Origin of the sequence: Noviherbaspirillum sp. Root189 (genome assembly GCF_001428545.1) — a bacterium.
Taxonomy (GTDB): domain Bacteria; phylum Pseudomonadota; class Gammaproteobacteria; order Burkholderiales; family Burkholderiaceae_D; genus Noviherbaspirillum.
Map to the genome: position 1 here is coordinate 342,708 of NZ_LMHZ01000012.1, position 12,416 is coordinate 355,123.

General features: G+C 58.2%; 12 protein-coding genes. 2 read left to right on the forward strand and 10 right to left on the reverse strand.

The genetic code is table 11. The features are described 5' to 3' along the window. The first annotated feature begins 93 nt into the window (after nucleotides 1-93). The gene (locus ASE07_RS09425) at nucleotides 94-1,869 is read left to right on the forward strand and encodes a GGDEF domain-containing protein (protein WP_057290591.1); all 1,776 of its coding nucleotides are present in this window, start codon (nucleotides 94-96) and stop codon (nucleotides 1,867-1,869) included. Nucleotides 1,870-1,915: 46 nt separating this feature from the next. Here ASE07_RS09425 and serS read toward each other — a convergent pair whose 3' ends face one another. From serS to ASE07_RS09440, 3 genes are all read right to left on the reverse strand, one after another. Next, nucleotides 1,916-3,211 (reverse strand): serine--tRNA ligase, encoded by a 1,296-nt coding sequence (serS, locus tag ASE07_RS09430; RefSeq protein WP_057290532.1) that lies wholly within the window; start codon nucleotides 3,209-3,211, stop codon nucleotides 1,916-1,918. A 127-nt stretch (nucleotides 3,212-3,338) separates the two neighbouring features. Then, nucleotides 3,339-3,983 (reverse strand): FMN-binding negative transcriptional regulator, encoded by a 645-nt coding sequence (locus tag ASE07_RS09435; protein ID WP_057290533.1) that lies wholly within the window; start codon nucleotides 3,981-3,983, stop codon nucleotides 3,339-3,341. A gap of 9 nt (nucleotides 3,984-3,992) precedes the next feature. Next, the gene (locus ASE07_RS09440) at nucleotides 3,993-4,454 is read right to left on the reverse strand and encodes an OsmC family protein (protein ID WP_057290592.1); all 462 of its coding nucleotides are present in this window, start codon (nucleotides 4,452-4,454) and stop codon (nucleotides 3,993-3,995) included. A gap of 167 nt (nucleotides 4,455-4,621) precedes the next feature. Between ASE07_RS09440 and pdxR the strand changes: the two genes are divergently transcribed. Next, on the forward strand, nucleotides 4,622-6,157 hold the full coding sequence (gene pdxR / locus ASE07_RS09445) for a MocR-like pyridoxine biosynthesis transcription factor PdxR (protein ID WP_057290534.1): 1,536 nt from the start codon (nucleotides 4,622-4,624) through the stop codon (nucleotides 6,155-6,157). Here pdxR and ASE07_RS09450 read toward each other — a convergent pair. From ASE07_RS09450 to ASE07_RS09480, 7 genes are all read right to left on the reverse strand, one after another. Beyond that, nucleotides 6,098-6,676, reverse strand: a complete 579-nt coding sequence (locus tag ASE07_RS09450; protein WP_057290535.1) for a HupE/UreJ family protein — start codon at nucleotides 6,674-6,676, stop codon at nucleotides 6,098-6,100. The two genes, pdxR and ASE07_RS09450, sit on opposite strands and share 60 nt — an antisense overlap. Nucleotides 6,677-6,900: 224 nt before the next feature. Then, complete coding sequence (locus ASE07_RS09455; protein WP_057290536.1) at nucleotides 6,901-7,752, reverse strand: ABC transporter permease; 852 nt, start codon at nucleotides 7,750-7,752, stop codon at nucleotides 6,901-6,903. 114 nt (nucleotides 7,753-7,866) lie between these two features. Next, a complete protein-coding gene (locus ASE07_RS09460; protein ID WP_057290593.1) occupies nucleotides 7,867-8,676 on the reverse strand; it encodes an ABC transporter ATP-binding protein in 810 nt (269 codons plus the stop codon). A gap of 154 nt (nucleotides 8,677-8,830) precedes the next feature. Continuing rightward, nucleotides 8,831-9,871, reverse strand: a complete 1,041-nt coding sequence (locus tag ASE07_RS09465) for an ABC transporter substrate-binding protein (protein WP_057290537.1) — start codon at nucleotides 9,869-9,871, stop codon at nucleotides 8,831-8,833. A gap of 140 nt (nucleotides 9,872-10,011) precedes the next feature. Beyond that, entirely contained in the window at nucleotides 10,012-11,259 is a 1,248-nt protein-coding gene (locus tag ASE07_RS09470) for a CaiB/BaiF CoA transferase family protein (protein WP_057290594.1), read from the reverse strand. 154 nt (nucleotides 11,260-11,413) lie between these two features. Further along, nucleotides 11,414-12,010 carry a recombination mediator RecR gene (gene recR / locus ASE07_RS09475; protein WP_057290538.1) on the reverse strand — a complete coding sequence of 199 codons (597 nt, stop codon included), beginning with the start codon at nucleotides 12,008-12,010 and terminating at the stop codon, nucleotides 11,414-11,416. A 74-nt stretch (nucleotides 12,011-12,084) separates the two neighbouring features. Beyond that, the gene (locus ASE07_RS09480) at nucleotides 12,085-12,411 is read right to left on the reverse strand and encodes a YbaB/EbfC family nucleoid-associated protein (protein ID WP_057290539.1); all 327 of its coding nucleotides are present in this window, start codon (nucleotides 12,409-12,411) and stop codon (nucleotides 12,085-12,087) included. Between the last annotated feature and the right edge of the window lie 5 nt (nucleotides 12,412-12,416).

Genomic DNA, 12,416 nt, shown 5'->3' on the forward strand with positions numbered 1-12,416 from the left:
GCAACCAGTCTGCCGGCATGCCGATGTGTGGCCAAGAAAGCGGCCAACGACCGGAATGACGACGCGAGCAGGCAGCCGGAGAACAAAGACGCCATGCTGTTATCGCGATTACACGAAATCCTGCATCAGCGGCAGTTGACCGCGCTGTTCCAGCCCATCATCAACATGCAGCGTGGCGACATCGTCGGCTATGAAGGCCTGATCCGCGGTCCTTCCGACAGTCCGCTGCATTCGCCGATGAATCTCTTCAAGGTCGCGCGGGCGCATCATCTCAGCGTCGAGGTGGAGCACATGTGCCGCCGCGTGGTGCTGGAACGATTTGCAGAATTGCAGCTGCCCGGCAAACTGTTCCTCAACGTCAGCCCTGAAATGCTGCTGCAGCCGCAGGCACGGCATGGGGAAACGCTCGGCTACATCGATGAAGTGGGTATCCATCCGGATCGGGTCATCATCGAATTGACCGAGAATCAGCCGACCTATGATTACGACCTGCTGCGCGAAGCGGTAATGCATTATCGCGGAATGGGTTTTCAGATTGCCATCGATGACTTGGGGGAAGGCTTTTCCAGTTTGCGGCTGTGGTCGGAACTGCGTCCCGAATACGTAAAAATCGACATGCACTTTGTGCAAGGCATCAATCAGGATCCGGTAAAGCTGCAGTTCGTCCGTTCGATCCAGGAAATCGCCCAGGAATCGGGCACTATCGCCATTGCCGAAGGAATCGAGACGCAGACTGAATTGCTGCTGATCCGCGACCTCGACATTGCTTATGGTCAGGGCTACCATATCGCAAGGCCTCATGCGCATCCGGCAACGGATGTCGCAGCCGACATCGTGGCATCACTCAATCGCAATGGCGTGTCGGTCTACCCTTACCGGACTGCCCTGAAACATAACGTCATCACCGCCACCAAGCTGTTGCGGGCGATACCGCCGGTATCGCCTGGGATGACGAATACCGATGTGTACGACATGTTCATTGGTGCGCCGGAGCTGCAGATTGTGCCTGTCGTTGAAAACGGGATGCCGGTAGGGCTGATCACGCGCCATGATCTGATTGACCGCTTTGCCCGCCTGTTCTCGCGCGACGTCTACGGCAAGAAGCCCTGTACGACCTTCATGGATCCCTACCCGCTGATCATTGACAAGGACACCAGCCTGCAGGAACTGAGCCGCACCATCGTCGAGGCCGACCATCATCATCTGTCGAACGGTTTCATCATCACGGCCGAGGGTCGTTATATCGGCATGGGCACCGGCCAGGATCTGATGCGCGAAATCACGCAAATGCAGATCAATGCGGCGCGCTACGCGAATCCATTGACCCTGCTGCCAGGGAACGTGCCGATCAATGAGCATATCGACCGGCTACTGCAGAGTGGCGTACCTTTCTTTGCGTGTTATGCAGACCTGGACCACTTCAAGCCCTTCAATGATGCGTTCGGTTATCGCAAGGGCGACGATGTAATCCAGCTGACCGGCAGGACCCTGGCGGCGCACTGTGATCCCACGCGTGATTTCATCGGCCATATCGGCGGCGATGATTTCATCGTGCTGTTTCAGAGCGAGGACTGGGAAGTGCGTTGCCGCAGCATCATGGAGGTGATGGCCACAGCGATTCCCGAGCACTATAGCGCGCAAGACCGTGAGCGCGGCGCCTATGCCAGCGAAAACCGCCGCGGGCGGACGGTGCTCCATCCGTTGATCAGTATCTCACTTGGTGTGGTCCGCGTAGAACCCGGTAATTTTCTGTCGCATCATCAGATCGCGGCGGCGGCGGCGGATGCAAAAAAACAGGCGAAGAAAATTTCCGGCAACAGTTTGTTCATTGAACGGCGCCAAGGCTCGGCTTCGCCGGCGTGGGGCTAAAGCGCTTTAGCCACCGCCACACGCGGACACCCGGTTGATTAAAAGCTTATGCCGCAGGCGCAAGCATTTTGACGCCGCCCATGTAAGGTTGCAGAACCTCGGGAATGTCAACGCTGCCATCCGACTGCTGATAATTTTCGAGGACGGCAACCAGGGTCCGGCCAACCGCGAGACCGGAGCCGTTGAGGGTGTGCACCAGTTCCGGCTTGCCTTGCGCATTGCGGAAGCGAGCCTGCATGCGACGCGCCTGGAAGGCTTCGCAATTGGATACCGATGAAATCTCCCGATACGTATTCTGGGCCGGCAGCCACACTTCGAGGTCATAGGTCTTGGCTGCGCCGAAGCCCATGTCGCCGGTGCAAAGGGTGATGACACGATAAGGCAAACCGAGTTTTTTCAGGATGTTCTCGGCGTGTCCGACCATCTCTTCGAGCGCTTCGTAAGATTTTTCGGGATGGACAACCTGCACCATCTCGACCTTGTCGAACTGGTGCTGGCGGATCATGCCTCGGGTATCGCGGCCATAGCTGCCGGCTTCGGAACGGAAGCACGGCGTATGTGCAGTCATGCGGATCGGCAGTGCATCGGCGGCAACGATTTCGTCGCGCACCATGTTGGTCAGCGGCACTTCGGAAGTCGGGATCAGGTAGAGGGCTTCGCCCTCGCCTTCCTGCCCTCCCTTCTTTGCGGCGAACAGGTCGGCTTCAAATTTGGGAAGCTGGCCGGTGCCGCGCAGGGAATCGGCGTTGACCATGTACGGGGTATAGCATTCGGTATAGCCATGCTCGGCGGTATGAGTATCGAGCATGAACTGCGCAAGCGCCCGGTGCAGACGGGCGATGCCGCCTTTCATCACCGCAAAGCGCGAGCCGGTCAACTTGGCGGCGACATCGAAATCGAGTCCCAGCGCAGCGCCGACATCGACATGGTCCTTGACCTCGAAATCGAAGCTGCGCGGCGTGCCGACCTTGCGTACCTCGACATTGCCGCTTTCATCCTGACCAACCGGGACTGACTCATTCGGCAGGTTGGGCACGGCAAGAATAAACTCGCTCATCTTCGCCTGGATGGCATCAAGACGTTCGGCCGAAGCCTTGAGCTCGTCGCCAATGCCGGCAACTTCCGCCATGACGGCGGTCGTATCTTCGCCCTTGCCCTTGAGCATGCCGATCTGTTTGGACAGGGTATTGCGCTTGCCTTGCAGTTCTTCGGTACGGGTCTGGATCTGCTTGCGTTCAGCCTCCATTGCATTGAAGGCCGCGACGTCCAGCTGGAACTTGCGGGCTGCGAGGCGCGCCGCGACGCTGTCGATGTCTTTGCGGAGGAGTTGGATATCGATCATGAAAGTGCCGGTGTTGATTGCGAAACCGCCATTGTACCAAGCAGGGACCGTCCGGCTTGCAATCGGGCCGCCGGAGGAGCTTGATTATTGCCAAGGAAGCTAGCGACTCACGGCGCGGCAGGCTAGGTTATGGTCCGGCTTGCAGTGCCGCCTTGGCTACCGCCTCGGCCATAGCCGGAGCGTCGCCCGTTTTTTCTGCCCGCAGACCCGCCTCCACACCGGCCCGGTTGATTTCGGGCTGGTTCTGGCTGACTTTCCATTTCCCCAACAAGCGAGTAATGCTGATCTCTATGCCGACGAGCGCGGGCAGCAACTTCGCAATGAAGTCGGCCGGTGCATCGCCCACTTGCCAGGGGGCGGAGCGGTCCGCTTCATGGGCCTGCGTCAGGCGCTCCAGCTGGGCCCGGATCCATGCCGGATCGTCAATGACACGCAGCGTACCGTAGGCGTGCACCACCATGTAGTTGTAGGTTGGCACTACCCTGCTGTCCTCAAGCTTGGTCGGATAGAACGACGGGCTGATATAGGCACGCGGTCCTTGAAATACAACAAGCGGCTCGGCCGCAGCCGATGTATCCCGCCACACCGGGTTGCTGCGCGCAACGTGGGCGCGCAAGGTTCCCAGCGCGCCATCGGAAGCGATTTCAAATGGCAAATGATTGGCGTTGAGACCCTGGTCACCAAGTGTGACCAGGGTGCCCAAGGGGTGGTCGCGCATCAGCTGATGCATGACCTCGGTACGGGTTTCTTCAAATTTGGATGGAATGTACATCGGATTTCTTTATGCCGGTTCGACTACGATTTCCGATTTCACGGAGTTGGCAATGAAACATTCTTCATGCGCCTGATGATGCAGACGGTCGAGCTCTTCCGCACCGGGCTGCCGCTCGCCGGCAAACACGATGCGCGGACGCAGGGTAACGCGCGTGACGGCGATGCGGCCTTCAGCATTCTTTTTCATCACGCCCAGTGCATGGTCGTCATAGCTGTCGACGATGAATCCCTGCTTTCCCGCAATCCAGAGGAAAGTCAGCATGTGACAGCTTGAGACGGCGGCGACAAAGGCTTCTTCCGGATCAACCGCCTTCGCGACCGACATCGGCTCCGGCACAACCGATGGCGATGATGACGCCGGCACGTCGATGCCGCCGTCAAAACTCCAGCGATGGCCGCGGCTGTAACGGTTGTCGCTGAAAGGCTGCTCTCCGCGACTCCAGGAAATGGTAGCTTCGTAGGTATGCATGATTTTCGTAATAAATGACAAATGGCGGTTAAATAGCGAAGACAACGTGAATGGCCACATGAACATGTGGACGCACAACAGGGATACCGAGAAAGCTTACCTATCGCATTGGCTTTCTTAAAGTACCAATAAATGGTAATTTAAGAATACCAATTTGGATGCCAGCCATGCACTTCGCCCAGTCACTCGCCACCTTGCGCCTCGATCCTGCCGCATCGACGCCGATGTTTCGCCAGCTTTATGCCGCGATCAAGCAAGCCATTCTCTCGGGCACTCTGGGGCCCGGCGTCCAGTTGCCTCCAACCCGCGAGCTGTCCGAGCTGTTTGGCGTATCCCGGCAAACCATCCTCAACGCCTATGCACAGTTGCTGGCCGAAGGTTACCTCTCCGGCGTGGTCGGCAAAGGGACGTTTGTCAGCGCATCGCTGTCTCTCCCCGATCACAGGCAGCCTCAACCACATGCGCAGCCAATCCGTCCTCTGTCTGCCCGCGGCGCACGCCTGTCCGGACCTGACGCTTATCTGCCCTACCATCAGGGGGCGCCACGCGCGTTCCGTATCGGCATGCCGGGACTGGACGCATTTCCGTTCGATATCTGGTCGCGACTGGAAGCAAGGCGCTGGCGGCGGCCTTCCCATGAACTGGGATATGGTGATCCGGCAGGTTATCTGCCCTTGCGCGAGGCACTGGCAGGCTACTTGCGCGCCGCACGTGGTGTGCAATGCACGGCCGAGCAGGTCATCATTACTTCCGGATCGCAGCAAGCGGTCTACCTGATCGCGACCATGCTGCTGATGCCGGGCGACCAGGCCTGGGTGGAAGAACCCGGGTATCGCGGAATCAATGCATCGCTGAAGGCAGCCGATGCCGCGATCTGTCCAGTACCGGTCGACAGCGATGGCTTGTGCGTCGGCGACGGCATTGCACACTATCCCGATGCGCGACTGGTGTATGTCACACCCACGCATCAGCTACCGCTCGGCATGACCATGAGCCTGCAACGCCGACTTGAATTGCTGGCCTGGGCCGCCGCCAACAAGACCTGGGTCGTCGAGGACGACTATGACAGTGAATATCGCTACGATGGCCCGCCGCTGGCGTCTTTGCAAAGCCTCGATAATGCAGGCTGCGTTATCTATGTCGGCACGCTGTCGAAGGTGTTGTTCCCTGGTTTGCGTCTCGGCTACATCGTCGCGCCTACCGAACTGGCCGAGGCGTTTGCGCAGGGCAAGGCGATCCTCGATCGTCACGCACCCCTGGTGCCGCAGGCAGTATTGGCCGACTTCATCAATGAGGGACATTTTCAGCGGCATATCCGGCGTACGCGGGATAGGTATGCCGAAAGGCGCGATGTATTGATTCACTCCCTGCAGGAGCGTTTATCCGGCTGTCTGGAATTGGGCACCACCGATACAGGACTGCACCTGCCGGTGATGTTCAAGGAAAGATGCAACGACGACGCCATCGCCCGGGCCGGACTCGAATACGGACTGGAATTGCGCGGTCTTTCTTATTTTTATAATGAACCGGAGGATCGCTCACGAGCCACGCGAGCTTGCGGCCTGCTGTTGGGATTTGCGGCCATCACGCCGGCCGAGATCCGGCGCGGCGTGGACAGCTTGTGCAAGTTGCTGGAGGAGCGCTCAGGCAAGCGTCAGCAGGGCCACGCCGGCAGTCGCAATCGCGCCGCCACCAGCACGTAGCAGTCCTGACGTGATTGCACCACGCGCGAGCACGCCGCTGAGCATGCCTGCCAGATGCAGCATCATTGTGGCAGCGATAAAGCCTGCGCCGTACGCGAGCATCGATCCACCGGCGGGTGCTTCAATACCATGTGCATAGCCATGCAGTAAACCAAACAGTGCAACGATGGCTGCTCCGGCTACCACCGGCATGCGAACCGCGAAGGCAACCAGCAGCCCGAGCAGCGCGACTGAAGCCGCAATACCGGACTCGACATATTGGAGACTACCGAATTGCATCGCCAGGACAGCGCCCAGTCCCATCATCAAGGGAAAAGCCAGCGGCATCAGCAAGGCCAGCGCACGCTTCTGCTGCGCGGCCCAGATGCCAACCGCCAGCATCGCCAGCAGATGATCCCAGCCCGCGAAAGGATGTGACAGACCAGCCGCAAAGCTGGCGCTCGCATGATGTGCGCCGGGATGAGCGAGGGCCGGACCGGCGAGCAAGGCGGCGGAAGCGATGAAGAGAGTGCGGGTCATGAGTGAGCGAGAGCGGTGCAAGATAGTCCTCCATGTAATGTTGCGGTTTTGTACTGAAACGGTGCATTGCTGCACTGTTATTGCGCATGCCTTTACGCGATCGCGTTGCGGTCACCTTCTCGGTGCCATCTTCCCCATGTCACATATCGGCGAACGCGTCCCCACACGCTTCGGGACCGCTTTGCGCATTCTTTAGCGCTCTCTTAGCAAGACCTGAGCCTGCCCTACATCTTTTCTGTCTCGCCGCTCTTTGGCTGCCACTTCATCAGCCGGCGCTCAATCATGCCGACCACCGTATCGAGCACCAGCGCAAATGCAGTCAGTACCAGAATCCCGGCGAACACCGTGTTGATATCGAAAGTGCCTTCCGCCTGGAGAATCAGGTAGCCGACGCCGCGTGCGGAGCCAAGATATTCACCTACGATTGCACCGACAAATGCCAGACCGACGGAAGTATGCAGGCTCGAAAACACCCATGATGTCGCCGACGGGAGGTAGACCTGGCGCAGCAGTTGCCGTTGATTGGCACCGAGCATGCGCGCGTTCGCCAGCACGACGGGGCTCACTTCCTTCACGCCCTGGTACACGTTGAAGAACACAATGAAGAACACCAGCGTCACCGCGAGCGCCACCTTCGACCAGATACCGAGACCGAACCACATCGCAAAGATCGGCGCGAGAATCACGCGCGGCATCGAGTTGGCGGCCTTGATATACGGGTCGAATATGGCGGAAGTCAGCGGCGACAGGGCCAGCCACAAACCAAAGACCAGGCCGAGCAGCGTGCCGATGCCGAAGGCCAGCAGCGTTTCTGTCAAAGTCACCAGCAGATGCGGATAAATCTCGGCCGGAAAATTAAGGGTAAACCAGGTACTGTCCCCGAGTCCGACTTCCAGTGAACCGCTACCCACTGTGAACCACTGCCAGATGCGCACCATTACCTTGAGCGGCTCACCGAAGAAAAATGCAGCCTTGGGATCGCGGGTCGCGAAGTGCCAGATTGCAAAGAAGACGATCAGTACGAGGACCTGCCAGATGCGCAGGTTTTTGTGGTTCGGTTTGATGAAATTCAGCATCGATTATCTGTCTTGTTGATTTGCCGATGATCCAAGGCGATACGTAGGCGATACGTAGGCGATAGGCAGTCGTTACCGCTATTGCTCCTGGTAATGCTATTGCTACCGTTATTGCTACGCTTTGATTTTCTGCTGCTGGTAACCCTTCAGGACTTCTTCGCGCAGCACATTCCAGATTTGCGCATGTAACTCCACAAACCGGGGATGCATGCGGATTTCGGCAACGTCGCGCGGTCGCGGAAGATCGATATGGAACTCCCCGATGGGATGCGTTTGCGGGCCCGCCGACAGCACCACTACCCTGTCCGACATGGCGATGGCTTCATCAAGGTCGTGGGTAATGAACAGCACTGCTTTCTTCTTTGCGTTCCACAAATCCAGCACCTCGTTTTCCATTAATTGTCGTGTCTGGATGTCGAGTGCCGAGAACGGTTCATCCATCAGGATAATGTCCGGATCAAGAATCAGCGTTTGTGCCAGTGCTACCCGTTTACGCATGCCTCCCGACAGCTGATGCGGATAGCGGTCGCCAAATCCTTGCAGGCCGACGCGAGCCAGCCACTCTTCGCCCAGCCGGTTGGCTTCGGCATCACTGACGCCGCGAAACTGCAGCCCGGCGACCACGTTCTGCATGGCGCTGCGCCAGGGCATCAATGCATCGGTCTGGAACATATATCCGGCCCGGCGATTGATCCCGTTCAGTGCCTCACCAAACACCTTCACGGATCCGGTTGAAGGTGCCAGCAAGCCGGCACCGACGTTAAGCAAGGTCGACTTGCCGCAGCCGGTCGGACCGACTACGGAAACGAACTCGCCCGGTGCGATATGCAGGCTGGTGTCAGCTACCGCAGTGTAGCGTTGCGAACGGTCGTCTTTGGAAATGAAGGTGCAGGAAATGTCGTCGAGAGCAAGCGCTGGTGTCATCGTCGCTGGTGTCATCGTTGGTCATGCCCTTGAGGGCAATCGTCGGCCTGTTCGTTTTGGACGAAGCCGGAATGGTGCGTACATCACCCGTGCCGGCTTCATTTTTTTCCGCCTGTCTGGCTTGGCGGTGTCTAGCTTGCGGACCTGCTTGTACTTACTTGTATTTCGCGTTCGCCTTTTTGGCAAACTCGTTGGTGTAGGTTTTGGACAGGTCGATATTCTTGCTCGCGAGTTCCGGTTCGAATGCCTTCAGCGTCTTCAGCGCAGTCACTGGCCCGGCTTCGGGAATGATGCCGTCCGGCGAGAGTGCTTCACGCACTTTCATGAAAGCATCGATATACAAGGCACGGTCGCCAAGCAGATAGCTCTCGGGCACCACCTTGATGATGTCCGATGGGCCGGCCTTCTGCAGCCATTTCAACGCGCGCACCATTGCGTTGGTCAGTGCCTGCGCGGTATTGGGATTCTTTTTCAGGAAGGCGTCAGTCGTGTATAGCGTTGCAGCCGGCATGGGGCCGCCGAAAATCTCGTTGGTGTCTTTCAGCGTACGGGTATCGGCCACCACTTTGACGTCATTTTTTTGCTGCAGCATGGTGACGACTGGATCGAGATTGGCGATGGCGTCAATCTGCCCGGAACGCAATGCGGACAATGCACCAGCCGATGTACCCACTCCAATGAAGGAAACGTCGCTCGGTTTAAGCCCGCCCTTGGCGAGCACGAAGTTGGCCATCATGTTGGTCGACGATCCTGGCGCGGTAACGCCGATTTTTTTGCCCTTGAGGTCGGCAATGCTCTTGTAATTAGGCATGGTCTTGTTGGAAACCGCGAGGACGATCTGCGGCGCCCTGCCCTGCAACACGAAGGCAGTGATGGGCTGACCTTTTGCCTGCATATTGATCGTGTGCTCATAAGCACCCGAGACCACATCCGCGCTGCCGCCGACCAGCGCCTGCAATGCCTTGGCGCCGCCGGCGAAGTCGCTGATCTCGACTTGCAGGCCTTCATCCTTGAAGTAGCCGAGTTGTTCGGCAATCGTCAGCGGCAGGTAATAAAACAGATTCTTGCCGCCAACGGCGATGGAGACTTTCGGCTTCTCCAGCGTTTGGGCAAACAGCTTTCCGTTGAAGGTCAGATACCCGGCAAGGAAAAGTGCGAGGGCAATGGCAAACTGCTTCCAGAAATTTTTGTTCATGATGTCTCCGTATTATTCGCTGTATTCACTGCTTCACGCTGCGAGAGCTTGATTCGCTTGACCGTCGTCCGACGCCGAAGGCAGGACGCACAGGTATGGCATGCTGTTGCGCGTTCTGACGAACCTCCCAGGATGCTCCGCTAGATGACACGCTCGCGTCTTAGTTGCGCGATCTGCTCATCATCATAACCCAGTGTCTGCAAGACTTCAGCACTGTGCTCACCGAGACCCGGTCCCAGCCATTTGGTCTCGCCCGGGGTTTCGGATAGCTTGGGCGTAATCGCCGGCAATTTGATGGGCGTGCCGTCGGCGAAGGTATGTTGCTCGAACATCCGGCGTGAGAGAAACTGCGGATCGCTCATCATGTCGCGGACCGAATAGATCTTTCCCACCGGGACGTCTGCGGCTTTCAACACGGCCAGCGCCTGTTCGATGTTTTGTGTGCTGCACCATGCCTGTATGGCACCATCGATCTCGGCAGTGCGCGGCACGCGTCCATCATTGCGGGCAAGCTGAGGATCGTCGGCCATGTCCTGTCGGCCAATGGCCTGCATCAGGCGCTTGAAGATGGCATCACCGTTGCCGGCAATCACGATGTTTTCACCGTCGCCCGTGGTATAGGTATTCGAAGGCACGATGCCGGGCAAGGCGCCGCCGGTACGTTCGCGCACTACGCCGGCATGGTCGTATTCGGGCACCAGCGATTCCATCATGTTGAAAACCGCTTCGTACAACGCCACATCGACCATCTGCCCCTGACCTGCAACGCAGTCGGGACCGCTTTTGCCATTCCAGCGGCCGCCGGTTACGTCACGATGGCGCAGGGCCATCATCGCGCCGATCACACCGTGCAATGCGGCCACGGAATCACCAATTGATATCCCGATCCGCACCGGCGGCCGATCCGGATGGCCGGACACATAGCGCAAGCCGCCCATCGATTCCCCGATGGCGCCGAAGCCCGGCAAGTCCCTCATCGGTCCGGTCTGGCCGTACCCCGACAGGCGTACCATGATGGTGGCCGGATTGATTTGCTTCAGATCTTCAAATCCGAGACCCCATTTTTCGAGGACGCCAGGCCGATAATTTTCAATAATGATGTCGGCGTCGAGTGCAAGTCGCTTCGCGATTTCCTGGCCACGCGCATCTTTCATATTGAGCGTGATGCTTTTCTTGTTGCGCGACTGGACCGACCACCACAGCGAAGTACCGTCTTTCAGCACGCGCCATTGGCGTATCGGGTCACCACCTTCGGGTGATTCGATCTTGATGACCTCGGCGCCGAATTCGGCCAGCATGCGTGAACAGAACGGACCGGCAATCAATGTGCCGAGTTCGAGTACCTTGATGCCGGCGAGTGGGCCGCCGGATGTTTTTTTCTCTGTCATATCCCTGAAGCTGATGTCGGCCTGGTGTGCGGAATGCAGGTTGTTCCGGGATGCGAGCAAGGGGCACGGGGCAACCGTGCGCACTAGCGCTATCCGAGTTGATAATACATCAAGTCGAAATCAATTCTGCAGGTTCCGGTGCAGCATCTCGCAGTCAAGTTGATCGCCGATCAAGCATGGCGCGTGCGATCGTACCGGCGTCAACGTATTCCAGTTCGCCTCCCACCGGCACACCACGCGCGAGACGGCTTACCTTGAGACCACGCGCCTTCAATGTTTCGCTGATGTAATGCGCTGTCGCCTCGCCTTCGTTGGTGAAGTTGGTGGCGAGCACCACCTCTTTCACTATGCCATCGGTGGCGCGTGCAATCAGCTTTTCGAGGTGAATATCCTTGGGACCGATGCCATCGAGCGGCGAAAGCCGCCCCATCAGCACGAAATACAAACCCTTGAAAGTCATGGTCTGCTCGATCATCAACTGATCGGCAGGTGTTTCGACCACGCAAAGCAGCGATTCGTCCCGGTCGGAATCCATGCACATTTCACAGAGTTCGTTCTCCGTAAAAGTATTGCATTTGGCGCAGTGATGAACGCGCTCGACAGCCTGCGTCAATGCACGCCCGAGCATGGACGCCCCATCGCGGTCATGCTGCATCAGGTGGTATGCCAGCCGCTGCGCGGACTTGGGCCCGATACCGGGCAGCCTGCGCAGGGCTTCGGTGAGGAATTCAAGGCTGGAAGGCGATTTCACTAAGGTGTCTGTTGCCGCAATGAGGTTAGGTCAGCAGACCCGGGCACTAAGGCGGGCCTGCGTCTGCCGCCGGATTAGAATGGCAGCTTGAAGCCTGGTGGCAGTGGAAGGCCAGAGGTCATTCCGGCCATCTTTTCCTGCGAGGTGGCTTCGGCCTTGCGAACCGCATCGTTGAAGGCAGCCGCAACCAGGTCTTCCAGCATGTCCTTGTCGTCGCCCAGCAGGGATGGATCGATGGTCACGCGCTTGACGTTATTCTTGCAAGTCATCACGACCTTGACCATGCCGGCGCCCGACTGTCCCTCGACTTCGATCAGTTCAAGCTGCTCCTGCATTTTCTTCATGTTGTCCTGCATCTGCTGGGCTTGCTTCATCAGCCCGGCCAGTTGGCCCTTCATCATGGTCT

What these genes read in the sequence shown, in the direction of transcription:
- pdxR (WP_057290534.1), top strand. Translation starts at nt 4,622, where the DNA reads ATGCACTTCGCCCAGTCACTCGCCACCTTGCGCCTCGATCCTGCCGCA.
- ASE07_RS09435 (WP_057290533.1), bottom strand. Translation starts at nt 3,983, where the DNA reads ATGTACATTCCATCCAAATTTGAAGAAACCCGTACCGAGGTCATGCAT.
- ASE07_RS09425 (WP_057290591.1), top strand. Translation starts at nt 94, where the DNA reads ATGCTGTTATCGCGATTACACGAAATCCTGCATCAGCGGCAGTTGACC.
- ASE07_RS09465 (WP_057290537.1), bottom strand. Translation starts at nt 9,871, where the DNA reads ATGAACAAAAATTTCTGGAAGCAGTTTGCCATTGCCCTCGCACTTTTC.
- ASE07_RS09460 (WP_057290593.1), bottom strand. Translation starts at nt 8,676, where the DNA reads ATGACACCAGCGCTTGCTCTCGACGACATTTCCTGCACCTTCATTTCC.
- ASE07_RS09455 (WP_057290536.1), bottom strand. Translation starts at nt 7,752, where the DNA reads ATGCTGAATTTCATCAAACCGAACCACAAAAACCTGCGCATCTGGCAG.
- ASE07_RS09450 (WP_057290535.1), bottom strand. Translation starts at nt 6,676, where the DNA reads ATGACCCGCACTCTCTTCATCGCTTCCGCCGCCTTGCTCGCCGGTCCG.
- ASE07_RS09480 (WP_057290539.1), bottom strand. Translation starts at nt 12,411, where the DNA reads ATGATGAAGGGCCAACTGGCCGGGCTGATGAAGCAAGCCCAGCAGATG.
- serS (WP_057290532.1), bottom strand. Translation starts at nt 3,211, where the DNA reads ATGATCGATATCCAACTCCTCCGCAAAGACATCGACAGCGTCGCGGCG.
- ASE07_RS09470 (WP_057290594.1), bottom strand. Translation starts at nt 11,259, where the DNA reads ATGACAGAGAAAAAAACATCCGGCGGCCCACTCGCCGGCATCAAGGTA.
- ASE07_RS09440 (WP_057290592.1), bottom strand. Translation starts at nt 4,454, where the DNA reads ATGCATACCTACGAAGCTACCATTTCCTGGAGTCGCGGAGAGCAGCCT.